Below are 23,766 nucleotides of genomic sequence, written 5' to 3'. Positions count from 1 at the left end.
CTCACCGCAAGATAAAAGAGTGTTCACTTACCAAAGCCGGGAGGCGCATGGTCCAGCCTAGAAAGTAATCACTCACCTTGTTAGAGTGCGAAATGTCCTGGGTCCGCGGCCCGGGGCGGACGTTCGGACCGCCGACCAGGCAGGGGAGACGATGGACGAGACGACGCCGCCGAGCGGTGCCCTACCCGGTGAAGGCGGTGCCCTGCCCGCCGACTGGTGCCTGCGCCACTTCGACCACCTCTCCGCCGACCTGGCCGCCACCCTGCCCGCCACGATGGCGCGGATGCGGGAACTGTGCCCCGTGGCGCACAGCGAGGAGCACAAGGGCTTCTGGGTGGTGTCGAAGTACGAGGACGTCGTCGAGGTGGCGCAGAACTGGGAGGTGTTCAGCTCCGCCCACGGCCTCGGGGTGGCCGACGCCCCGACCGTGATCCGCAACCTCCCCGTCCAGGCCGACCCGCCCGAGGCGCGCATCTTCAAGCGCCTGATCAACCCGTACTTCACGCCCACCGCGGTCGCCGCGTACGAGGACCGGACCCGCGCGCTGGTGACCCGCCTCATCGACGGCTTCATCGAGGACGGCGCCTGCGACTTCATGGAGGCGTTCGCCCGGCCGCTGCCCAGCCTGGCGTTCTTCGACTTCGTGCTGCACGCGCCCGCCGAGGACCTGGAGGAGGTGGCCCGCCTGGCCTCCACGTCGTCGACCCCGGACGCCCCGGACGCCGGGGAGTCCTGGCGCGGCCTGCACCAGTGGGTCAAGGACTTCATCCGGGACCGGGCCCGCGGTCCGGCCCGCGGGGACGTCGTCGACGCGGTGATCAACGCCGACATCGACGGCCGCCCCATCACCGAGGACGAGATCATCGGCACCGTCCAGCTGCTGATCCTCGGCGGGCTGGACACCACGGCCGGCGCGCTCGGGCTGATGCTCGCCCGGTTCTGCAACGAGCCGGACATCCCCGCCACGCTGCGCGCCCGACCCGAGCTGATCCCGGGCGCCGTCCAGGAGCTGCTGCGCCTCGGGCCCTCGTTCGTCTCGGTCGGCCGCACCGTGATGCGCGACTACGAGCTCGGCGGACGCGAGCTCAAGAAGGGCGACAAGATCCTGCTGCACTGGGCCTCGGCCAACCGGGACGGCGACGAGTTCGACGACCCCGACTCCTTCGTCATCGACCGCGAGCGCAACCGGCACCTCAGCTTCGGCGTCGGCCCGCACCGCTGCGCCGGGTCCAACCTCGCCCGGCTCAACCTGCGCGTGGCGCTGGAGGAGCTGGTGCGGCGCCTCGACGACATCCGGCTGCAGGAGGGCGCGGAGGTCCGCTACCACCGCGGCATGACCCGCTCCCCGGCGGACCTGCCGATCAGGTTCGCCCCCGGTCCGCGATCCGGATCGGCGCTCGCCTAGTGTGCAGCCACCGTTCGCCCGATCCAGGAGGTCGAAGGTGCCCGAGCGGACACTGCTGAAGAACGCCCGCGTGCTCGCCTGTTCCGGCGACCCGGAGGAGCGGCCGCGGGACGGCGACGTCCTGATCGAGGGCGACCGGGTCGCCAAGGTCGCGCCGCACCGCCTCGACGCCGATCCGGCGTCGACCCGGATCGTCGACCTGAAGGGCGCCACCGTGCTGCCCGGCCTCGGCGACGCCCACGTGCACACCAGCTGGCCCCTGGACTTCGTGTTCGACCACGGGGCCATCGCCACCACGCCGCCCAACAAGCACATGCTCGACGTCGCGGCCGTGGCGCGCACGTTCCTGGAGAGCGGCTACACCACCGTCATCGGCGCGGGCGTCACCCAGCCCGAGGACGATCTGCTCGCGAAGGACGCCATCGACCGCGGGCTCATCCCCGGGCCGCGGATCGTCCCGAGCGGCCCCATGGTCGCCGAGGAGGGCGGCCTCGGCGGCGACGGCGGGCTGATGGACGTCGTCACGAACGCCAAGGACCTGCGCGAGGTCGTCGCCCGCCAGTGCGACACCGGAGTGAAGGCGCTCAAGCTGTTCATCTCCGGCGACGGCGTCGTGCCCGAGTACCCCTCCGAAGACGTCTACATGAACGACGAGATGCTGGCCGCCGCCGTCGAGGAGGCCGACAGGCACGGCGCGTTCATCACCGCGCACGCGCGCGGCTCGGCCAGCGTCGCCATGGCGGCGCGCACCGGCGTCCGCATCATCCACCACGCGTGCTTCCTCGACGGCGAGGCGGTCAAGGCGCTGGAGGCCCGGCGCGACGACGTCTGGGTGTGCCCCGGCCTGCACTACCTCTACGCGATGGTGAGCGGTCACGCCGAGCCGTGGGGCATCGCGCCGGAGAAGGTCGAGGCGGCCGGGTACCCCGAGGAGTTCCGCTCCCAGGTCGAGGGGATGGGGATGCTGCGGGACGCCGGCATCAAGATCCTGGCGGGCGGCGACTTCGGCCACCAGTGGACCCACCACGGCACCTATGCCGCCGAACTGCAGCGGTACGTCGAGCTGGCGGGCATGACGCCGGTCGAGGCGATCCACACCGCCACTCGCAACATGGGGCCGGCCGCCGGGTTCGACACCGGGCAGGTCCGCGAGGGCGGCCTGGCCGACCTGCTGATCGTCGACGGCGACCCCACCGCCGACATCACCGTCCTGCAGCGCCCGGAACTCCGTAGGGCCGTCCTGAAGGACGGCGCCTTCGCCTACGTCAACCCCGAGGTCTTTCCGTGACGGACTCCGATCGATCCCCGGCGGAGGCGATCCTTTCCGGGGTCGACACGCTCGCGCGCCTGCTCGTGCTCAGGCAGCAGCTCGACGAGAGGGACGGCCTGACGACGGCCACGATGGTCTCCGGGTACCCGGGGTCGCCGCTGGGCGGCTTCGACCTCACCCTGGACCGGATGGGCGACGTCCTGGCCGAGCACCGGATCGTCCACCGCCCCGGCCTCAACGAGGAGCTCGCCGCCGCGACCGTCTGGGGCAGCCAGATGGGCGCCGTCATCGAGTACGACGGCGTCGACGGCGTCGCGGGCGCCTGGTACGGCAAGGGGCCGGGCCTGGACCGGGCCGGCGACGCGATCAAGCACGCCAACGCGATGGGCGCGGGCCCGAACGGCGGCGTCGTCATGTTCTGCGGCGACGATCCGCTGTCCAAGTCGTCCACGCTGGCCTGCGACAGCCAGTTCACCTTCGAGGACGCCTGCGTCCCGGTGCTGTACCCGGGGGACCAGCAGGACGTCCTCGACCTGGGCGTGCACGCCTTCCGGCTCTCCCGGTACGCCGGCTGCTGGGCCGGGCTGAAGATCGTCACATCGGTGGCGGACGGCGTCGGCACCGTCGACCTCGATCCCGCCCGGCACCGCCCGGAACTCCCCGACGGCGTTGTCATCGACGGCGGCCCGTGGCGGCACCGGCCCCTCGCCACCATCGGCCCGCACGCCGTTCCCGGCCAGGAGGCGCTGGTGGTGGAGCATCGGCTCCGCGCCGCCCAGGCGTACGCCCGGCACAACGGCATCGACCGTGTCGTCGGCGCAGAGCCGGGCGCCCGGCTCGGCGTGGTCTGCGCGGGCAAGACGTACTTCGACGTGGTGCAGGCGTTCGCCGACCTCGGGGTCCGCGCCGGCGACCTCGCCGGTGCGGGCGTGCGGATCCTGAAGCTCGGCATGACCTATCCGCTGGTGGAGGAGACGGTCCTGGAGTTCGCCGGCTCCGTCGAGCGGCTCGTCGTGATCGAGGAGAAGCGGCCGTTCGTCGAGACGCGGCTGCGCGGCATCCTGCACGAGGCCGCGAGCCGCGTCCCCGTGCTCGGCAAGCGCGACGGCTCGGGGCGGACCCTGGCGTCGTCGGTGGGCGAGCTGGACGCGACGGCGATCGCCGGCATCCTCACCAGGCTGCTGCCCGACCTCGAGCCCCGGCACGAGAAGGCACCGGAGAAGCAGGCGAAGAAGGCGGCATCCGCGACGAGGATCGGCCTGCCACTGCTCCAGCCGCCGTCCCGCGCGCCGGGCTTCTGCAGCGGCTGCCCGCACAACCGGTCGACCGTCGCGCCGGACGGCGCGCTCGTCGGCGGCGGCGTCGGCTGCCACGGGATCATGTACTTCGAGGCGCGGCACGAGGGCATGCGCAGCCTCCCGCCCACCCCGATGGGCGCCGAGGGCGTCCCCTGGATCGGGCTGCAGCCGTTCGTCGCCGAGCCGCACGTCATCCAGAACCTGGGCGACGGCACCCTCAGCCACTCCGGGACGCTGGCCATCCGCGCGAGCGTCGCCGCCGGAGCCGACGTCACCTTCAAGATCCTCTACAACGCCGCGGTGGCCATGACCGGCGGCCAGGACGTCACCGGGCTGATGGACGTGCCCGCCATGACGCGGGCGCTGGAGGCCGAGGGCGTCCGGAAGATCGTCGTGTGCGCCGAGGATCCCGGGCACTACGGCCGCCGGGCGCGCTGGGCCGACGGCGTCCGGGTGCTGAGCCGCGACCGGCTCCCGGACGTGCAGGAGGAGCTGCGCAAGGTGCCCGGCGTCACCGCGATCATCTACGACCAGCGGTGCGCGGCCGAGGCGCGCCGGCTGCGCAAGCGCGGCGAGCTGCCCGACCCGCCGCGCCGGGTCGTCATCAACGAGGCCGTGTGCGAGGGCTGCGGCGACTGCAGCGTGAAGAGCAACTGCCTCTCGGTGCTGCCGCTCGAGACCGAGTTCGGCGAGAAGCGGCAGATCCACGACCCGTCCTGCAACCGCGACTACACCTGCATCGAGGGCGACTGCCCGTCGTTCGTGACGATCACGCCGAAGAGCGGCGGACGGCGCAGGCCGCCCGAGCCCGCCGGACGCCGGACGGCCCGGCCGTCGCCGCCGCCGGGCACGCTGCCCGAGCCCGAGACGCCGCCGGTCGACGGGCAGTACGGCATCTACTTCACCGGCATCGGCGGCACCGGCGTGGTCACCGCGAACCGCATCATCGCCGCCGCCGCCGAGGCCGCCGGATTCGTCATCGGCGGCATGGACCAGACGGGCCTGTCGCAGAAGGCGGGCGCGGTCGTCTCGCACCTGCACCTGGCCGCCGACCGCGGCGCCCTCGGCGCGGCGACGGTCAGCGGCGGCGGCGCCGACCTGTACCTGTCCGGCGACATCCTCCAGGCCGCGGGCCCGGCCCACCTCGCCAAGGTCCGCCCCGGACGGACGGTCGCCGTCATCGACCGGAACGTCACGCCGACCACCGCGATGCTGCAGAGCGACGTCGCGCCGCCCGACCTCGGGAGCCTCGAAGCGGCGATCACCGAGCGGGTGGCCGGGGGACGCGTCGCCCTCCTCGACTCCCAGCGCGTCGCCGAGGCCGTCTTCGCCGACCACCTCCTGGCGAACGTGGTGCTGCTCGGCGCCGCGTTCCAGCTCGGCGGGCTGCCCGTCGCGCTCGCCGACGTCGAGCTGGCGATCAAGAAGCAGGGCAAGGCCGCCGCGACGAACCGGGAGGCGTTCGAGTGGGGCCGCTGGGCGGTGCACGACCCCGCGGCCGTCGAGGCGGCCCTCGCCGCCGCCGCGGCGAACGAGGACGGGAAGGCAGCCGAGGGCGTCTTCGACCCGTCGGCCACCGCGCTGGAGACGGCGGCCCGGCTGGTCGCCGCCCGCGACCTGCCGGACGAGCTGCGCGACCTTCTCACCCGGCGTGCGGCCCAGGCCGTCGACTACCAGAACGCGCGGCGGGCCGAGCGGTTCCTCGGCCTGGTGGAGCGGGCCGCCGCCCGCGACGGCGCCGAGCACGGCTGGCGGCTCACCGAGGCGGTCGCGGAGGCGTGGTTCAAGCTGCTCACCTACAAGGACGAGTACGAGGTCGCCCGGCTGCACCTCAAGGTCGACTACGACCAGGTCGCGCGCGACCTCGGGATCGAGGGCCCCTACTCGGTGGCCTACCAGCTCCACCCCCCCTTCCTGCGCCGGCTCGGGCGCAAGAAGAAGCTCCCGATGGGCAAGCCGTACGCGCTGGGTTTCCGCGTGCTGCGCCGGATGAAGCGGGTGCGCGGGACGCCGCTGGACGTCTTCGGCTGGGATCGGGACCGGCGCATGGAGCGGGCCGTCGCCGCGGAGTACGAGCGGCTGATCGGCGAGATCGTCGCGCCGTCGTGCGAGCTGCCCTACGACGCGCTCGTCGGCCTCGCCGGCTCCGCGCTGTCGATCAAGGGATACGCGGGGATCAAGGAGGCCGCCGTGGTCGCCTGGCGCGAGCGGGTGGCCGAGCTGCGCCGCGCACCGGTCGGCGGGCGGACCGGCTGACCTTACCCGCCCGAACACTCAGGAGGTGGCCCATGCCGAAGCGGATCATGGTCGTCCAGTCCGGTCCGAGCGATCCGGCGCGCGAGGACGAGTACAACGAGTGGTACAGCGGCACCCACATGCCCCAGGTGCGCGCCGTGCCGGGTTTCGTCAGCGCCCGCCGGTTCAAGCTCCAGGGGGACGCCGACCCGTCGCTCCCGCCCTACCTGGCGATCTACGAGATCGAGGCGGACGAGCCCGACGAGTCCCTCAAGGAGCTGCGCAGGCGCTCCGCCGCGGGCGAGATCGAGACGAGCGACGTGCTGCGGATGGACCCGCCGCCCGCGGTCGCGTTCTACGAACCCATCGAGTAGCGGATGGAGCGGCCCGCCGCGGACGGATTCGCGTCCGCGGCGGGCCGAGCCGTGTCGGGCCGAGCCGCGTCAGGCCGTGCGGCCGAGAGCGAGCTGATCGAGCGCCGCGACGGCGTCCAGTTCGGCGGTCGCGGCGGCGAACCGCTCGACGAGCGCCTGCGAGATCTCCGCGGTCTGGTACCCGACCGAGCCGAGCGTCGACAGCCAGATGACCAGGCCGTAGAGGGCGGACGCCCGGTAGCGCAGCCACGCCTCCTCGGCCGAGGGCAGCCGGTCGGCGGGCAGCTTCAGCGCCCGCCGGTACTCCTCCATCAGCTCGGCCTCGGAGGCCCGGCGGTCCTCTTCGGTCAGCGAGCCGATGAGGAAGTGACCCACGTCCTGGGACCAGTTGCCGCGCCTGACGACCTGCCAGTCGAGGAAGCCGACGTCGCCGTCGGGCAGCAGGTAGGTGTTGCCGATGTGGGTGTCACCGTGCAGCAGGGTCATGGGGCCGTCGGTGAGCGTCGCGACGTAGCGCGTCCAGAGTTCGAGGAGCTGCTCTCCGCTGTAGCGGGTCACCTCCGCCGGCAGCCGCGGCGCCGCCTTCTCCACGCCCGCCGGGGTGCGCTTGGCGAGGCTGGTCCGCCAGCCCCTGGTGGCCTTCCAGGTCTTCACCCAGCCGAGCCGGGGGTGGGTGTCGCGTGACAGGCCCCAGTACTTGCCGTGCAGGGCGGCCAGCGCGCGGAGCCCGTTCGCCACCTGCTCGACCGTCATCGGGCGGGTGGAGTCGCGCGGGTCCACGTGGCGGGCGCTGAGGTCCTCCATCACGAGCAGGAAGTCCAGGTGCGGGCGGTCGACGACGGCCCGGTAGACGGTCGGATGCTCGAGCGGCAGGGAGACGCCCGAGGCGAACAGCCGCGCCTCACCCCACAGGTTGCCGTTGCGCAGGTGGACGATCCGGTGCGCCTTGTTGTGGGCCTTGAGGAAGACGGTCTCGGGTCCGCTCCCGGCCGTGTAGCCGAGCTTGAGGCGGGCCCGCCGGTTGCTGCCGTCGTCGTGCGTGACGACGGTGACCTCACCGACCTCGGCACCAGGGTGGTGGTCGGCCAGGACCGATGTCATCCACCCGGGGGTGATGCCCTCCCAGCTCTTGGGTATCCGCCTCGGCATCCGGTCTCCAATCGTCGGGTCAGCGGTTCGCGGTGACCAGCCGGCTCATGATCAGCACTTCCGCGCCCGCCAGGATCATGGGCAGCGCGGCACCGGGCTGGATCGCGGGGCCGAGGGCCGGGCCGCCACCGCGCACGTGGTGCGCCTGGACGCCGTACGGCCCGATGGCCAGCGCCAGCGGGCCGTCGCCGTGCTCCTCGACCGGTTCCTCGTCCCGCGCCGGGTCGGAGAAGCACCACTGGAACGGTCCCTCTGGGGTGGTGAAGCACAGCTCGATGAAGTCGGCCCTGGCGGGGCAGGGCCGGACCAGGTCGAGCGCGGCCGGCAGCAGCGCGTCGGCCGGCCGGAACGCGTCCGCCGGGCGCGGACCGCATCGAAGGGGCGCCTGCGTCATGATCCTCACCAATCACAAGTAAATGCTCACTCATTAAGAGCGTAGCACCGGCCGGCACGCGGGGCCAGGGGCACCGCCCGGCCATGTCCGCTCGCGGACGCGCCACCGCCCCGCGATCCGGCTGATCGCGGGGCGGTGGCGGGGAAGGGGAGCCGATCAGGAGGCCATGGTCCGGGAGCGGAGCGACGAAGGGACCCCGATGCTCCTCGGCTCCAGGAAGCTCCGCAGGCCCTCGGGGCCGAGCTCGCGGCCCAGCCCGGACTCCTTGAAGCCGCCGAACGGCACCAGCGGGAAGGGCGGGTACGAGCCGTTCACCGCGATGCTCCCCGTACGGATGCGCCGGGCGACCCTCAGGCCGCGCGCGGGATCGCCCGTCCACACGCCGCCCGAGAGCCCGTAGGGGGAGTCGTTCGCGATCCGGACGGCGTCGTCCTCGTCCTCGTAGGGGATGAGGCACAGCACCGGTCCGAAGATCTCCTCGCGGGCCACCCGCATCGAGTTGTCCACCTCGGCCAGGATCGTCGGCTCGACGTACCAGCCCTTCGGCAGGCCGGCGGGACGGCCGCCGCCGGCCGCGACCTTGGCGCCGGCCTCCACGGCCAGCTTGATGTAGCCCTCGACCCGGTCCCGCTGGCGTTCGGCGACGAGCGGGCCGACCAGGACCGACGGGTCGTGCGGGTCGCCGACCGGCACGGCTTTGGCCGCCGCCGCGGCCGCCTCGACCGCGCCCGCGTACAGCGAGCGCGGCACCAGCACCCGCGTGTGCGCGCCGCAGACCTGCCCGGACATGTGCATCGCCCCGCCGACCAGCGTCGGGATGACGGCGGCGAGGTCGGCGTCGGGCAGCACGATGGCGGCGGACTTGCCGCCGAGCTCGAGGGAGACCCGCTTCACCTGGTCGCCGCACAGGCTCATGATCCGCTTGCCGGCCGCGGTGGACCCGGTGAAGGCGACCTTGTCGGTGCCCGGATGGGTCACCAGGTGCTCTCCCACCTCGCGGCCGCCCGGTACCACGCTGAGCACGCCCTCCGGCAGCCCCGCCTCGGCCAGCGCCTCGGCCAGGACGAACGTGCTGAGCGGCGCCTCGGGCGGCGGCTTGAGCACCACGGTGCAGCCGGCCGCCAGCGCGGGCGCGGCCTTCCAGGAGGCCAGGGTGACCGGGGCGTTCCAAGGAGTGATCGCCGCCACGACCCCGGCCGGCTCGTTGGTCACCAGCGCCACGCGGTCGCCGCTGACCACCTCGCGCTCGAACTCGAAGGTCCGGGCGAGGTCGGCGTAGTAGTCGAACAGGGGCGCGACCAGCCCGGTCTGGCCGCGCGGCGCCTGGCTGACCGCGCAGCCCATCTCGTCGACGGTGACGCCGGCGATGTCGCTCTCGCGCTTGCGCAGGGCGGTCGCGGCGCGGGCGAGGACGTCGGCCCGCTCGTCCGGCGTCATCCGGGGCCAGGGGCCCTCGTCGAACGCGGTGCGCGCGGCGGCGACGGCGCGGTCGATGTCGGCCGGGACGGCGGCCGGCACGCACCCGACGACCTCCTCCGTCGAGGGGGAGACGACGTCGAGGCGCTCGCCTTCCGCGGGGGCCGTCCAGGCGCCGCCGACGAAGAACTCCCGCCGGTACATCAGCCGGTCTTCCACGCTGCCTCCCCGCTCGGCTCGGATGGCCCGACCGTAGCATGATGAGTAAGTGCCCGCTATGCTTTGCCCGTAAGTAGGTGAGGGCTCACTTCACTAGTGCCGCCGGGCGCGCCACCACGCCGGCCACCACGGCTGACGTGCACCGACCGATCGGAGGATCCATGGATCTACTGCTGCGCCGAGCCTCGCTGATCGACGGGACCGGTGCCCCCGCGCGGCCCGCGGACGTCGCCGTCGACGGCGACCGGATCGCGGCGGTCGGCGCGGCCGGCGAGCTCACGCCCGGACCCGCCACCCGGGTGGTGGACCTGGACGGCCTGACGCTGGCGCCCGGCTTCATCGACGTCCACACCCACTACGACGCGCAGATCCTCTGGGACCCCGACCTGACGCCGTCGAGCTGGCACGGCGTGACGAGCGTGGTGATGGGCAACTGCGGGTTCGGGGTGGCGCCGACCAAGCCGGAGCACCGCGACATCATCGTCCGGACGCTGGAGAACGTCGAGGGCATGTCGCTGGACGCGCTCAACGCCGGGATCGACTGGTGCTTCGAGTCGTTCCCCGAGTACGTGGAGGCCATCGAGAAGCGCCCCAAGCGCCTCAACGTCGGCGCCTTCATCGGGCACTCGCCGCTGCGCCTCTACGTGACCGGCGGCGAGGAGCGGCCGGCCACGCCGGACGAGGTCGAGACCATGTGCCGCATCGTGCGCGAGGCCGTCGGCGCCGGCGCGATCGGGTTCTCGACGTCGCGCCAGCCCGCGCACCAGGGCGCCTACGGCCGCCCGGTGCCCAGCCGGTTCGCCGACAACGACGAGGTCTACGCCATCGCCGCGGTGCTGGGCGAGCTCGGCAAGGGCGTCATGCAGATCTCCATCGGCCCCGGGATGTTCGTCGACCAGTTCTCCGAGCTCGCCGTGCGCTACGGCGTCCCCGTCACCTGGACCGCGCTGGTGGCGCGGGCCGACAAGCCGGGCGCGGCGATGCGGACGGTGCAGCGCGGCGGCGGCCTGCCGGGCGAGGTGTACCCGCAGATCGCGTGCCGTCCGATCGTCATGCAGGTCACCATGGAGGACCCGACCCCGCTCGGCGAGATCGACGAGTGGAAGGAGGTCCTGGCCCGTCCCCGCGAGGAGCGGGCGGACCTCTACCGCGACGGGACGTGGCGCGAGCGGGCCCGTCCGGCCACGCTCGAGGCCTGGAGCCACCGCTGGCCGAAGACCAGCGTCGAGGAGACCGGCGCCCACGCCGACGCCGTCGGGATCCCGCTCGACCGGCTGGCCGCCGACCGCGGCACGACGCCCTTCGACCTGCTGCTCGACCTGGCGCTGAGCGACGGCATGGCGACCCGCTTCCGGATCGTCCTGGACAACGACGGCGACGAGGAGATCGGTGAGCTGCTGGCCGACAAGCGCACCCTGCTGGGGCTGTCGGACGCCGGGGCGCACGCGACCCAGCTGTGCGACGCCTGCTACTCCACCCACCTGCTGGGGCACTGGGTGCGCGAGCGCGGGGCGATCAGCCTGGAGGACGCGGTCTGGCGGCTGACCGGCCATCCGCACAAGGCGTTCCGCATCCCCGAGCGGGGCCTGGTCAAGGAGGGCTTCTTCGCCGACCTGGTGGCCTTCGACCCCGCCGCCATCGGGACCACGCCGATCGAGCGCGTCGGCGACCAGCCCGGCGGCGCCGACCGCCTCATCGTGCGCAGCACCGGCGTCGAGCACATGTGGGTCAACGGCGTGGCCACCCGGACCGGCGGCGAGGACGTCGACGGGGTGGCCCCCGGCCGGTTCGTCCGTGGCTGAGCCGGCGGGGAGCCCGGGGAGGATGATGGCGCCGCTGGAGGGCCTGCGCGTCGTGGAGGTCTCGATCGGGCTCAGCGCCGTGGGCGCCGGCCTGGCCGGCAGCCTCCCGGGATCGCTGCTGCGGGATCTGGGCGCGGACGTGACCCGCGTGCGGTCCGCGCACCGGCCGGCGCTCGACGCCGGGGTGGAGTTCGCGCGGGTCTGGGACCGCGGCAAGGAGATCGTTGAGATCGGCGGGGCCGATTCCGGGACCGATCCCGCCCGCGGCGCCGAGACGATCGGCGCGCTCGCGCGGGACGCGGACGTGCTGTTCCTCGCCGGGCCGGAAGAGGAGATCGAGCGGCGCGGGCTGCGCTACCAGGAGCTGGCCCGGGCGAACCCGCGGCTGGTCGTCGTGCGCGTCCGGCCGAGCCGCAACGCGCTCGGCGCGATCCCCGACCTGGAACTGCTGGTGCACGCCCGGTCGGGCCTGCTCACCCAGATCCGCGGCCACCGGCCCGGCCCGGTGTTCGGCGATCTCGCGGTCGCCGCCGCGGGCGCCGGCCTGTCGGCGGCCGTCGGCGCGCTGGCGCGGCTCTACGAGCGCGAGGCGACGGGGCGCGGCGGCTGGGCGGAGACCTCGCTGTACGAGGGCCTCCAGGCCGTTCTTCCGATGATCATCGGGAAGGTCGAGCACCACTCGGCGACCACGACCCTGCTCTGGAAGAACCAGGGGCCCGCCGAGGCGCTCGCCTACCGCTGCGCCGACGGCGGGTACGTGCAGTTGTGGTTCGGTGCCAAGGGCGCCTACGAGGCGTTCCTCGAGCACATGGGCGACCCGCCGAGCGAGCGGGGCTACAACGCCGACATGATGAGCGGCGCCCTCGTCGAGCGCGGCGAGCGGTGGGCGAAGCGGTTCGCGACCCGGGACCGCGACTGGTGGGTCAAGGACCTGAGCGGCCACAAGTTCCGCTGCGAGCCGGTGTGGCGACCGGGCGAGGCCCTGCGCGACCCGCACCTCCGCGAGGTCGGGCTGAGCGAGGACCACCAGGACCCCGAGCGCGGGGCCATGACCGTGCTCGGGCCGGCCGTCCGGGTCACCCCCGCCGGTGGCGGCGGGCCCCGGAGGGCGGCCTCTGCCGCGAGCCTGCTGTCGGACGTCCGCGTCCTGGACCTGTCGGCCTACCTCGCCGGGCCGGTCACCCCGCTCGTCCTCGCCGAACTGGGCGCCGACGTCCTCAAGGTCGAGCCGACCGGCGGCGACGCGCACCGCGCCATGGAGCCGATGTTCGCGGCCGGGCAGCGGGGCAAGCGCGCCATGGCGCTCGACCTGAAGTCCCCCGAGGCGCCGGCGGTGCTCGAACGGCTCTTCCGGTGGGCCGATGTGGTGCACCACAACTCGCGGGTCGGGCTGGCCGAGCGGCTCGGGTACGACGAGGCGGCGGTGCGGGCGGCCAACCCCGAGGCGGTCTACAGCTTCGCCAGCGGCTTCGGCGACCGCGGGCCTCGCGCCCTTCTCCCCGCCAACGACCAGCTGATGCAGGCGCTCGCCGGCATCGAGGCGGGCCAGGGCGGAGCCGGGCGGCCCCCGACCTACCTGGTGTGGGGCGCGGTCGACGTCACCGGCGGCTGGATCGCGGCGTGCGGCGTGCTCGCCGGCCTCTACGCCCGGCGCCGCCACGGCGGCGGCCAGGCGGTGTCCAGCAGCCTGCTCGGCGCCGCGCTGACGCTGAAGTCGGGCGCGTTCCTCGCGGGCGAGGAGGTCGTCGAAGGGCCGGTCCTGGACGCCGACCAGACCGGATACGGCGCCGCCTACCGCATCTACCAGGGCCGCGACCAGAAGTGGTTCGCCCTCGCCGTCCCCGACACGACGGCATGGGACCGGCTGCGCGACGTCGTGCGGATCGACGGCCTGCCCGCCGCGCCGCCGCCGCTGCGCACCGACCGGGACGGTCGCCGGCAGCCGGCGGAGGCGCTGCTCGAAGAGGCCTTCCGCACCAAAGACGCCGCCGCCTGGGTGACCGAGCTGCGGCATGCCGGCGTTCCCGTCGAACCCGTCGTCGAGGCCGACCGCACCGAGTTCGCCGCCGGGTTCGTCGACGACCCGGTCAACCGGGTCCTGGGCCGCGTGGCCGTGCACGAGTGGGGAGACCGGGGCCGGGTCGAACAGCCCTGCTTCCCGCCCCATCTCGGCCCCGCGCCGAGACCTCCCGTCCCCGCGACGATTCCGCGACTGGGCGAGCACACGATGAGCGCGCTCCAGGAGCTGGGCTTCGACGACGGCGAACGCGCGGCCCTCGCGGAGTCCGGAGCCGTCCGGGGCGAGCCGCCTACATAAGGAGACACGATGGAGCCGAGCAGTTCGGCCGGACCGATCACCGACGAGTGGGTCGAGAAGCACTTCGACCATCTCTCGCCGGAGCTGGCGCGGGACTTCCACCCCACGCTGGCCCGAGCCCGATCGCGCTGCCCCGTCGCGCGCAGCGACCAGCATGGCGGTTTCTGGGTCGTCACCCGGTACGAGGATGTGCTGCGCATCGCGCAGGACTGGCAGATCTTCAGCTCCGAGCTGGGCATCACGGTGCCGAACGCCGCGGGGTCCGGTTCCGGCGGCCAGATGAAGATCCTGCCGGTCGGCATCGACCCGCCGCTGCAGCGGACGTTCAAGCGGCTGATCAACGCGCACTTCACCCCCGCGAAGATCGCCCCGTGGGAGCAGCCCACCCGCGCGCTGGTGACGCGCCTCATCGACGACTTCATCGAGCGGGGCGAGTGCGACTTCATGGCCGAGTTCGCCCGGCCGCTGCCCGGCCTGGCGTTCTTCGACCTGACCCTGCACGCGCCCGCCGGCGACCTGGAGGAGGTCAACGGCTGGGCGACGGCGGCCTCGCTGCCGGACGCCGAGAAGGCCCGCGAGTGCCTGATGAAGCTCGCCGGGTGGATCGCCGGGCTGATCGAGGGGAGGCGCAAGGACGGGCCCAAGGGCGACGTGGTCGACGCGGTGCTGGCCGCGGAGATCGAGGGCCGGCCCATCACCTTCGAGGAGGCCGTCGGCACCCTCCAGCTGCTCGTGCTGGGCGGCCTCGAGACCACCGCGGGGGTGCTGGGCGCGGCGATGCTGCGCTTCTGCGCGGACCCGGAGCTGTTCGCGCGGCTCAAGGCGAAGCCGGAGCTGATCCCGAACGCCGTCGAGGAGTTCCTGCGCATGGACGGCTCGTTCATCTGCATCGCGCGGACGGCGCGGCACGACGCCGAGATCGACGGCCACAGCGTGAAGAAGGGCGAGTCGGTCCTCATGTACTGGGCGTCCGCCAACCGGGACGAGGCCGAGTTCCCCGACGCCGACACCTTCGACCTGGACCGCGCCCGGAACCGGCACGTCGCCTTCGGCGCCGGCCCGCACCGTTGCGTCGGCTCCAATCTCGCCCGCATGAACCTGCGCATCGCGCTGGAGGAGATCGTCCGGCGGCTCGACGACGTCCGCCTCGCGCCGGAGGCGGAGATCGACTTCCACTCCACCTTCAACCGCGCCCCGCTCAGCGTCCCGATCACCTTCGCCCCGGGCGAGCGTTCGTAGGCGCAGGAACGCCGATGCCCCCCGTCCTACCTCACGGGGGGCATCGGCGTCTCGCAACCGGAGCCGGTTCCAGACCGACGGAGTCAGTTCCGGACCGGGGGTTCCAGGTTGTAGAGCTTGGTGGCGGTGTGCTGGAGGACCTTGCCGACGGTCTCCTCGGGGATGCCGGCGAGCGAGCGCTCCATGATGTCGCGGGGGCTCGGCGACTCCGACGCGGGGCCCGGGGACAGGCTCGTGGCGTGCGGGAAGTCGGTCTCGAACATGAGGTTGTCCTCGAGCTTGTCGATCACCGCGCGCACCGAGTCCTGCTCGAACCAGTACATGCCGTAGATCTGCCGCTTCATGTACTCGCTGGGGAGCAGGCGGTCGGGGTACTCCTTGTGGGCGCCGACGTTCAGCCACTGCCAGTCCATGCTCTCGCCGAGGAACGGCAGCCAGCCGGCGCCGTTCTCGACGGACACGAACTTCAGGTCGGGGTAGCGGTGGCAGACGCCGCTCACCACGACCTCGGCGATGTTCTGCGCGTTGCCGAGCAGGACCAGCGCGCTCTCCTTGGTGAAGTCGAGCTTCTGGGACTGGTCGACGGCGCCCTTCAGCTCGTCGTCGGTGGCCAGGAACCCGACGTGGAAGTTCATGCTGAGGCCCATCTCCTGGGCCTGGCCCAGCAGCGGCTCCCAGTAGTCGTCGATCAGGCGGGGGAATCCGGCCTTGTCGTAGCGGGCGGCGAACAGGACGCCTTTGTGGCCCATCTCGTAGGCCCGCTTCATTTCGGCCACCGACTCGTCGATGTCCCAGAACGGGAGCATCGTCATCGGGATGAGGCGGCGGGAGTCGGCCGAGCAGAACTCGGTGATCCAGTCGTTGTAGGCCCGGACGCACTCGGTGGCCAGCTCGCGCGGCATCTGGTTGAGGAACCGGTGGCTGTGGAATCCGAGGATGTTCGGATACATGACCTGGTAATAGACGCCCACCTTGTCCATGTAGGCGAGGCGCTCCTTGGGGTCGACCGCCGCCGGGAGGGCGTCCGCGAGCCGCTTGGGGTGCGAGGGCGGCCATTCCGGCCATCCGGCCTGGGCGAAGGCGCCGACGCCGTACAGCTTCTTGCCGCCGATGTACCAGTAGTCCTCCTGCCGCCGCTCATGGAACTTCACGTGCGGCACGAGATCGCCCCACTTGGACGAGATCCGCGACGTCCAGAGGTCGGCGGGCTCGATGATGTGCGAATCGACGTCGGCGACCGCGTATCGCTCGCAGAGAGCGCCCCCGGCCGCGTCCTGGTCAGCCATCCGGGTGACCCCTTCTCCGTAGATAGAGAGTGTTCACTTACTTAGCAGTCTAGAGAGGGCCGTACCGCCGCGCAACAGCGGTGTCCTCCCGTTCCGGGCGGTCAGGCCCCGGGCGCGGTCAGGCCCCGGGCGCGGGGACGCCGCGCAGGTGCTCGGCCATCATCAGCGGCGTCACGCTCAGCACGCCCGACTCGACGGGCAGCGTGACGCCGGTGATCCAGCGCGCCTGGTCGCTCGCCAGGAACGTCGCCGCCCAGGCCACGTCCCAGCCGTCACCGGGGGTGCCGAGGAGGCCGGCCTCGGACCGCATCGTGTCCATGAACTCCTCCTGCGGCCCCGGCTGGGAGACCGACTTCACCATCGGCGTGGTGATGTGGCCGGGCGCGACGGCGTTGACCCGGATGCCCCGGCGGCCGTGCGAGTAGGCCATGTCGACCGTCATCGCGATCAGTCCGCCCTTGGCCGCCGAGTAGGCGATCGTCCCGTCGCCGCGCAGGGCCGAGATCGAGGAGATGTTGACGATCGACCCGGCGCCCTTCTCCTCCATCACGGGAACCGCGTACTTCGACGCGAGGAAGGCGGTCCGCAGGTTGATGTCGAGGGCCTTGTCCCACTCCTCCTCGGAGAGGTCGACGACCGTTCCGAGCGAGGCCCGCCCGATGTTGTTCACCAGGATGTCGACCGTGCCGAAGGCGTCGACGGCCGCGCGGACCATCGCCTCGCAGTCGGCGGCCCGGGTGACGTCGGCGGCGAACACCTCGGCCTTGCCGCCCTCGTCCTCGATCATCCGCCGGGTCTCCTCGGCGCGTTCGGGGAACAGGTCGACGAGCAGCACGCTGGCGCCCTCCTGCGCGAGCGCGACCGCGGTCGCCTTCCCCGTCCCTATGCCGGGACCGGGCGTCGAGCCCGCCCCCGTCACGATCGCCGTTTTACCCTCGACCCGCCCGGCGCGCTCCACCATGGGGCGTTCCCCTTTCCCTCGTCCTGTCGATCCGGAGTCCGATGTCACCAGCGGGTGAGCAGCGCCGCGCCCGCCTCGAAGCCGCCGACGTTGGTCACCGCCGCGACCTCGGCGTCCGCGACCTGCGTCTCACCCGCCTCGCCGCGCAGCTGGCGCACCGCCTCGGCGGTGTGCCCGAAGGACGCGTGCAGGCGGCCGCCGGACAGCTGGCCGCCCCAGGTGTTGAGCGGCAGCTCGCCGTCCAGCCCGATCCTCTTGCCGCCCTCGACGAAGGCGCCCGCCTCGCCGGTTCCGCAGAAGCCCATGGCCTCCAGCCACCAGACGCACTCGATGGTGAAGCCGTCGTAGAGCTCGGCGACGTCCACGTCGCCGGGCCGCAGGTCGGTCCGCGCCCACATGGCCTGTGCGGCGCCGTGGCCGACGCGTCCCATGTCCTCCCACTGCTCCCACGACGGCCGTCCCTCGACGACCCCGGCCATCGCCTCGATGCGGACCGGCGCCCGCAGGTCGGGCGCGGTGTCGGCGGCGGACACGACGATTGCGGTGGCGCCGTCGGCGGGCACGTCGCAGTCGTACAGGCAGATCGGCGTCGAGATCATCCGCGCGCCGAGATAGTCCTCGACGGTCAGCGGCGACCGGTACACCGCGCGCGGGTTGCGGGCCGCGTGCGCCCGCTGCGTCACCGGGATCCACGCCAGCTGCTCGCGGGTGACGCCGTACTCGTGCATGTAGCGGGCCGCGTACGGGGCCACCTGGCACACCGGCGACAGCATCCCGATGGGCAGCAGCCAGGCCAGCGGCCCTTCGGCGACCGGCTTGGTCGAGCCGTAGGCCGGGCGGCCCCCGGCCTTGCGGGCGGCGCTGCCCTCCTTCACCGTCCGCCAGATGACGACGTGCCGCGCCTGCCCGGTGGCCACCGCCTGGGCCGGGCCGTAGAACGGCAGCGACATGCCCTCGACCAGGCCCTGCTTCCACGTGGTGGTGATGCGCAGCGCGTCCTGGACCTCGTACAGGTTCCCGTTGGAGTAGCCGGGCAGGTTCGCCGTGCCGCCGCCCGGGAACATGGCCAGCCCGTCGATGTCGTCGATCTCCAGCCCGGCATCCTCGACGGCGGCCAGCACCGCGTCGAGGGTGAGCTGGAAGCCCGACCGGTCGACCTGCCGGCCGATCTCGGACTGGCCGACCCCGGAGATGACCGCGCGCCGCTCGAACACGTCGGTCGCCCCCATCAGGAGCCGCCTCCCGCCGGGACCGCGACGAAGCTCGGGATGGCGCAGCCGCCCGGCCCCGGCTCGAAGCCGATGTCGACCGCCATGCCGATGGACGCCTCCTCCGGGTCGCAGCCGCGCAGCCGGCCCGCCACCCGGACACCCGGATGCCCGGGGAACTCGACGAGGACCATCGCGTACGGCACCTCGAGGTCCGGCAGCCAGCGCTGGTGGTTGACGGTGAGGCTGTAGACCACGCCCCGGTCCGTGATCTCGGTGGGGGCCGTCTCGCGGCTGCGGCAGGACCGGCAGATCCCGCGCGGCGGGAACGACTCGGCGCCGCACGCGGTACAGCCCTCGACGACCAGGCGGCCCTGCTGGGCGGCCGTCCAGAAGGGCTCGGTCTCCTCGTTGACGGCGGGCGGTATCCCTATCGTCGCGTCCATCTTCTCCCTGTCGTTCTTTTTTCCGTCACTTCGCCACGGGTGCCTGGCCGACGGCGCCGGCGTCGAGCAGCGCGTCCACCTCGGCGCGGCCAAAGCCCCAGTCGAGCAGGACCTCGGCCGTGTGCTCCCCGGCCTGGGCCGGCGGTGTCGTGGCCGCCGGGGGCGTGCGGCTGAAGCGGGGCGCGGCCGAGGGCTGCACCACGCCGCCGACCTCCGTGAACGTCCCGCGCTCGGCGTTGTGCGGGTGGGACGGGGCCTCGGCGAGCGTCAGGACGGGCGCGAAGCAGGTGTTCGTGCCCTCCAGCAGTTCACACCACTCGTCGAGAGTCCTGGTCTTGAAGACCTCCGCGATCCGGGCCTTGTCCCGCGGCCAGGACGAGGGGTCGGCCTGCCGGGCCAGCAGCTCGTCGAGACCGAGGTACCGGAGCAGCTCGCCGTAGAACTGCGGCTCGCCCGCGCCCACCGTCACGTAGCGGCCGTCGGAGGTCTCGTAGACGTTGTAGAAGGGGGCGCCGAGATCGAGCACGTTGGTACCGGGCGCGTCCGACCAGAGCCCCTCGGCTCGCATGCCGTGGAAGAGGGTGGTCAGCAGGGCCACGCCGTCGACCATCGCGGTGTCGACGACCTGGCCCCGGCCCGAGGACGAACGCTCGAACAGGGCGCTCAGGATGCCGGTGACCAGGAGCATGCCCCCGCCGCCGTAGTCGCCGAGCAGGTTGAGCGGCGGCGCGGGCGGCCCGTCCCCGCGGCGCAGGGGATCGAGCGCGCCGGCCAGGGCGACGTAGTTGATGTCGTGCCCGGGCGTCGTCGCGTACGGGCCGTCCTGCCCCCATCCGGTGATGCGGGCGTACACCAGCCGCGGGTTGCGCTCCAGGCAGGTGTCGGGCCCGACTCCGAGCCGTTCGGCGACGCCGGGCCGGAAGCCTTCGAGGAGCACGTCGGCCTCGTCGACGAGGCGGAGCACGGTCTCCAGGCCGTCCGGGTGCTTGAGGTCGGCCGCGATCGAGCGCCGGCCGCGGGTCACCAGGTCGATCCTGCGGCGGCCGTGGATCATCCGTTCCGTGCCGCTCTCGGCGTCCGCGGCGGGGGAGCCCGCGCCGGCGGCGTCCGGAGGGGGCGGCGCCGCGATGTCGGTCAACCGGGCGACGCGCACCACGTCGGCGCCGAGGTCGGCGAGTACCATGGCGCCGAACGGGCCTGGTCCGCGGCCTGCGAGTTCGACGACCCTGAGTCGTGCCAGCGGCCCTGACATCCGCCCCCCAGCCAAGAAAGTGTTCGCTCACTATACCTACTATCAGGGAAAGTGAGCATTTGCTATCTTTTGCCTGTCGGCTCCGTCCGGCGTCGGCGCCACGGGCGAAGGAGAGCGAGTGTCAGGCGAGCGCATCACTTTCGGGGCGGCGGCGATCCCGGAGCCGGACCGGGACTGGCTGGCGGCGGTCGAGCGCCTCCCCATCGACTCGGTCTGGCAGGGCGGGCACGTGCTGCCGCCGAGCCCGACCGGTGAGGTGATCACCCGCCTCGCGCTGATGACGGCCTGGACCGAGCGGGTCCGGGTCGGCACCTCGATCCTCATGCTGCCGCTCTACCAGCCGGTGCTCGTGGCCAAGCAGCTCGCCGACCTCGACTCCCGTTCCGGCGGCCGGCTCTCGGTCGGCGTCGGCGTCGGCGGCGAGTTCCCCAAGGAGTACGAGTCCGTCGGCGTCGGCCTGCGCGACCGCGGCCGCCGGACCGACGAGGCCATGCGGGTCCTGCGGGCGCTCTGGAAGGGCGGACCGGTCTCCCACCACGGCGAGTTCTTCGGCTTCGACGACGTGGAGCTGCGCCCGGTCCGGCCGCCGGGCGCCGAGGCGCACGGCATGCAGCCCGGCGGGCCGCCGCTGCTGGTCTCGGGCCGCAAGGCCCCGGCGATGCGCCGGGCCGCCCGCCTCGGCGACGGCTGGCTGCCCTACCTGATGTCCCCGGACGCCTACGCCCGCACCGTGCGGACCATAGAGGAAGAGGCCGAGGCCGCCGGACGCGACCTGGCCGGCTTCCAGTGGATGATGTACCTCTACTGCTCCGTCCGCCGCGACGGCGAGCAGGCCCGCGACGACGTCGCCCGGTTCCTGGGCGGCGCCTACGGCGACAAGCCGCGGGAGATGCTCGACCGGATCGCCCCGTCCGGCACGCCGGAGGAGGTCGCCGGGAGGCTCCAGCGCTACGTCGACGCCGGCGTCCGCCACTTCGTCATCGCCCCGGCCGCGCACACCGGCACGCTCGACGTGGTCAGGCTGGCGGCGGAGGAAGTGCTGCCGCGGCTGTCCGTTCCGGACCCGGTGCGCGTGGCGCCATGACCCTCTCGACCGTCAACGGCTCCGTCCAGAACGACCCCGCCGCCCCGTGCGCGGGCCTGTCGGTCGTCGAACTCGCCGTCGGTGTCAGCGACCTCGGCCTCGGACTCGCCGGGGGAGTGCCCGGCATGATCCTCGCCGACCTCGGCGCCGACGTCGTCCGGGTGGTGGGCACGAGGCCGCCGCCCCTCGACCGGGACGTGCCGTGGGGCCGGGCCTGGCACCGCGACAAGCGCGTCATCGCGACCGACGACCGCGACCGGATCCGGGCGCTGCTCGCCGACGCGGACGTCGCGCTGGTGTACGGGCCGGAGAACCTCGTCGAGGCGCGCGGCCTCGGCTACCGCGACTTGAGTGACTCCAACCCGTCGCTCGTCTACGCCCGTTGCCGTCCCAGCCGCACGGCCAAGGGGACCGTGGAGGACTACGGCCTGCTGGTGGAGGCGAACGCCGGGTTCTGCACGCAGCTCCAGGGGCACCGGCCCGGCCCGATCTTCCCCGACGTCCGGGCGTCCGGCATGGGCACCGCGTCGCTGCTCACCGTGTCGGTGTTCGCGCTGCTGCGCCGCCGCGAGCTGACCTGGGCCGGGGGATGGGCCGAGACCTCGCTCCACGACGGGATGCTCGGCACGCTCGGCTGCATGATCGGCCGGTCGGAGCGGGCCGCGCCCGAGATCGAGGCCTACTGGGAGAAGGGCTCGACCTTCCCGAACTTCATGTACCGCTGCGCCGACGACGAGCTGATCCAGGTCTGGTTCGGCGGCAAGGGCATGTACGCCTCGCTCATCGAGGTCCTCGGCGACGAGCCGAGCGAGGACGGCTACTACACCGACCAGATGACCGGGAAGCTCGGCGAGCGCGCCGCCCGCTGGGCGTCGTTCTTCAGGACCCGGCCCCGCGACGAGTGGATCCGGCTCCTGCGCGAGGCGCGCGTCGCGTGCGAGCCCGTGTTCGGGCCGGGCGAGGCGCTCGCCGACCCGCATCTGGCCGAGACCGGGCTGGCCGTCCCCCGGTCGGAGGAGGGGCACCGCGACGTCGTCGTCGGCACGCCGATCTCCGTGCTCCCCCTCAGCGCGGTGCCGCGGACCGGGGACCGGGCGCCGGCCCCGGCCGCCGAGCGGACCGGCGACCTGCTGGCCGGTCTGCGCGTGGTGGACTTCTCGGCGTTCGTGGCCGGCCCGCTGGCCGCGGAGATCCTCGCCGACCTCGGCGCGGACGTCATCAAGGTCGAGCCGCCCGGCGGCGAGGCCATGCGCGCCGCCGCCTACGCCGTCGCCGCGTGCCAGCGGGGCAAGCGCAGCCTGGCGCTCGACATCGGCGCGCCGGAGGCCAGGCCCGTCGTCGACCGGCTGCTCGCCTCGGCCGACGTCGTCCTGCACAACTTCCGGGTCGGCGTGTCGGAGCGCCTCGGCATCGACGAGGAGACGGTCGCCCGGCTGAACCCGAACGCCGTGTACTGCCATGCCAGCGCCTTCGGCACCGGCGGCAGGCGGGCGAAGTCGCCGGCCAACGACGCGCTCATGCAGGCGGTGACGGGGTACGAGCGGGCCGTCGGCGGGGAGGGCAACGAACCGCTGGCGGCGACCTGGATCCCCATCGACATGGCCGGTGGCTGGATCGCGGCGGCCGGGCTGCTCGCCGGCCTGTACGCGCGGGCGGCGGCCGGCCAGGGACGGCGCGTCGCGACGAGCCTGCTCGGCGCCGGGATGCTGATGCAGAGCGGCGTGTTCGAGAGGGACGGCGCGATCGTGCGCGGTCCCGAGCTGGACGGGCGGCAGACGGGGTACGGCCCCGGCTACCGCATCTACGAAGGCGGCGACGGCGAGTGGTTCGCGCTCGTCGTGCCCGACGAGGAGGCGTGGCGGCGGCTGGCGTCCCTTCCGGAGACGGCGTCCCTTCCGGCGGTCTACGCCCCGCTGCGCGGCGGCGCCCACGACGCCGACGCCCGCGCGGCCGAGGCCGTGCTGGAGGCGGCGTTCGCGACGGCGCCCGCCGCCGGGTGGGCCGACCGGCTGCGCGGCCTGGGGCTCCCGGCCGAGGTCATCGAGCCGCTCGACCGGGACGGCTTCCGGCGCGCCGTCCTCGACGATCCGGTGAACCGGCGGCTCGGCCGGGTGGTGGCGTACGAGACCGCCGACTGGGGGCGCTTCGAGCAGCTCGGCCCGCTGGTGCGGTACGGGCCGGCGGCGGGCGGCGGCCCGCGGCTGATGCTGCCGGGCATCGGCGAGCACACCGTCGAGATCCTCACCGAGGTCGGCGTGCCGCGGGACGAGATCGACGCGCTCCTGGCGGCGAAGGTCGCCCGGCAGCTGGACGGAGCGCCGCTGTCGACCGAGTGACCCGGGCCGGCGGCGCGACCGGCACCCGACCGGCCGATCCCACGACTACTACGACGACGACGAGGAGTTGCGGCA

17 protein-coding genes are annotated in these 23,766 nt (G+C 73.2%); 9 read left to right on the top strand and 8 right to left on the bottom strand.

From position 1 onward, the window contains the following. Window positions 1–151 precede the first annotated feature (151 nt). The 4 genes from F8568_RS24795 to F8568_RS24780 are packed head-to-tail and all read left to right on the top strand — an operon-like array spanning window position 152 to window position 6,582. Window positions 152–1,405, top strand: a complete 1,254-nt coding sequence (locus F8568_RS24795) for a cytochrome P450 (protein WP_151596092.1) — start codon at window positions 152–154, stop codon at window positions 1,403–1,405. Between the two features lie 37 nt (window positions 1,406–1,442). Then, window positions 1,443–2,693 (top strand): amidohydrolase family protein, encoded by a 1,251-nt coding sequence (locus tag F8568_RS24790; protein WP_151596091.1) that lies wholly within the window; start codon window positions 1,443–1,445, stop codon window positions 2,691–2,693. Continuing rightward, window positions 2,690–6,229 (top strand): indolepyruvate ferredoxin oxidoreductase family protein, encoded by a 3,540-nt coding sequence (locus F8568_RS24785; RefSeq protein WP_151596090.1) that lies wholly within the window; start codon window positions 2,690–2,692, stop codon window positions 6,227–6,229. Before F8568_RS24790 ends, F8568_RS24785 begins: the two co-directional genes overlap by 4 nt. Window positions 6,230–6,261: 32 nt before the next feature. Next, window positions 6,262–6,582, top strand: coding sequence for a DUF4286 family protein (locus F8568_RS24780; RefSeq protein ID WP_151596089.1), 321 nt, complete (start codon window positions 6,262–6,264; stop codon window positions 6,580–6,582). 69 nt (window positions 6,583–6,651) lie between these two features. Here F8568_RS24780 and F8568_RS24775 read toward each other — a convergent pair whose 3' ends face one another. From F8568_RS24775 to F8568_RS24765, 3 genes are all read right to left on the bottom strand, one after another. Continuing rightward, a complete protein-coding gene (locus F8568_RS24775; RefSeq protein ID WP_202125301.1) occupies window positions 6,652–7,731 on the bottom strand; it encodes a phosphotransferase in 1,080 nt (359 codons plus the stop codon). Between the two features lie 19 nt (window positions 7,732–7,750). Next, entirely contained in the window at window positions 7,751–8,125 is a 375-nt protein-coding gene (locus F8568_RS24770) for a hypothetical protein (RefSeq protein WP_151596088.1), read from the bottom strand. 156 nt (window positions 8,126–8,281) lie between these two features. Continuing rightward, window positions 8,282–9,760: an aldehyde dehydrogenase gene (locus F8568_RS24765; RefSeq protein ID WP_151596087.1), complete on the bottom strand. Its 1,479-nt coding sequence runs from the start codon at window positions 9,758–9,760 to the stop codon at window positions 8,282–8,284. A gap of 161 nt (window positions 9,761–9,921) precedes the next feature. Here F8568_RS24765 and F8568_RS24760 point away from each other — a divergent pair, with 161 nt between their 5' ends. From F8568_RS24760 to F8568_RS24750, 3 genes are read left to right on the top strand one after another with little or no spacing between them, the layout of a single operon-like run. Then, entirely contained in the window at window positions 9,922–11,562 is a 1,641-nt protein-coding gene (locus F8568_RS24760; protein ID WP_151596086.1) for an N-acyl-D-amino-acid deacylase family protein, read from the top strand. A 22-nt stretch (window positions 11,563–11,584) separates the two neighbouring features. Then, window positions 11,585–13,879 carry a CoA transferase gene (locus F8568_RS24755; RefSeq protein ID WP_151596085.1) on the top strand — a complete coding sequence of 765 codons (2,295 nt, stop codon included), beginning with the start codon at window positions 11,585–11,587 and terminating at the stop codon, window positions 13,877–13,879. 9 nt (window positions 13,880–13,888) lie between these two features. After that, window positions 13,889–15,118, top strand: a complete 1,230-nt coding sequence (locus tag F8568_RS24750) for a cytochrome P450 (RefSeq protein WP_151596084.1) — start codon at window positions 13,889–13,891, stop codon at window positions 15,116–15,118. Window positions 15,119–15,201: 83 nt separating this feature from the next. On the opposite strand, the gene F8568_RS24745 is transcribed toward F8568_RS24750, so the two are convergent. The 5 genes from F8568_RS24745 to F8568_RS24725 form a co-directional block, all read right to left on the bottom strand. Beyond that, window positions 15,202–16,404, bottom strand: a complete 1,203-nt coding sequence (locus F8568_RS24745; RefSeq protein ID WP_151596083.1) for an amidohydrolase family protein — start codon at window positions 16,402–16,404, stop codon at window positions 15,202–15,204. Window positions 16,405–16,522: 118 nt separating this feature from the next. Further along, entirely contained in the window at window positions 16,523–17,365 is an 843-nt protein-coding gene (locus F8568_RS24740; RefSeq protein ID WP_151596082.1) for an SDR family NAD(P)-dependent oxidoreductase, read from the bottom strand. A gap of 44 nt (window positions 17,366–17,409) precedes the next feature. Then, entirely contained in the window at window positions 17,410–18,594 is a 1,185-nt protein-coding gene (locus F8568_RS24735; RefSeq protein WP_151596081.1) for a thiolase family protein, read from the bottom strand. Further along, window positions 18,594–19,019, bottom strand: a complete 426-nt coding sequence (locus F8568_RS24730; RefSeq protein WP_151596080.1) for a Zn-ribbon domain-containing OB-fold protein — start codon at window positions 19,017–19,019, stop codon at window positions 18,594–18,596. Before F8568_RS24730 ends, F8568_RS24735 begins: the two co-directional genes overlap by 1 nt. Window positions 19,020–19,044: 25 nt before the next feature. Next, window positions 19,045–20,271: a CaiB/BaiF CoA transferase family protein gene (locus F8568_RS24725; protein ID WP_151596079.1), complete on the bottom strand. Its 1,227-nt coding sequence runs from the start codon at window positions 20,269–20,271 to the stop codon at window positions 19,045–19,047. Between the two features lie 118 nt (window positions 20,272–20,389). Between F8568_RS24725 and F8568_RS24720 the strand changes: the two genes are divergently transcribed. Both F8568_RS24720 and F8568_RS24715 read left to right on the top strand, forming a co-directional pair. Then, window positions 20,390–21,355 carry an LLM class flavin-dependent oxidoreductase gene (locus tag F8568_RS24720; RefSeq protein ID WP_151596078.1) on the top strand — a complete coding sequence of 322 codons (966 nt, stop codon included), beginning with the start codon at window positions 20,390–20,392 and terminating at the stop codon, window positions 21,353–21,355. Beyond that, a complete protein-coding gene (locus F8568_RS24715) occupies window positions 21,352–23,691 on the top strand; it encodes a CoA transferase (protein ID WP_151596077.1) in 2,340 nt (779 codons plus the stop codon). Before F8568_RS24720 ends, F8568_RS24715 begins: the two co-directional genes overlap by 4 nt. The last annotated feature ends 75 nt before the right edge of the window (window positions 23,692–23,766 follow it).

Origin of the sequence: Actinomadura physcomitrii (assembly GCF_008923205.2) — a bacterium.
Lineage (GTDB): Bacteria > Actinomycetota > Actinomycetes > Streptosporangiales > Streptosporangiaceae > Spirillospora > Spirillospora physcomitrii.
The sequence above is the reverse complement of the archived record's forward strand: the minus strand, read 5'-3'. Positions and strand labels throughout refer to the sequence as shown.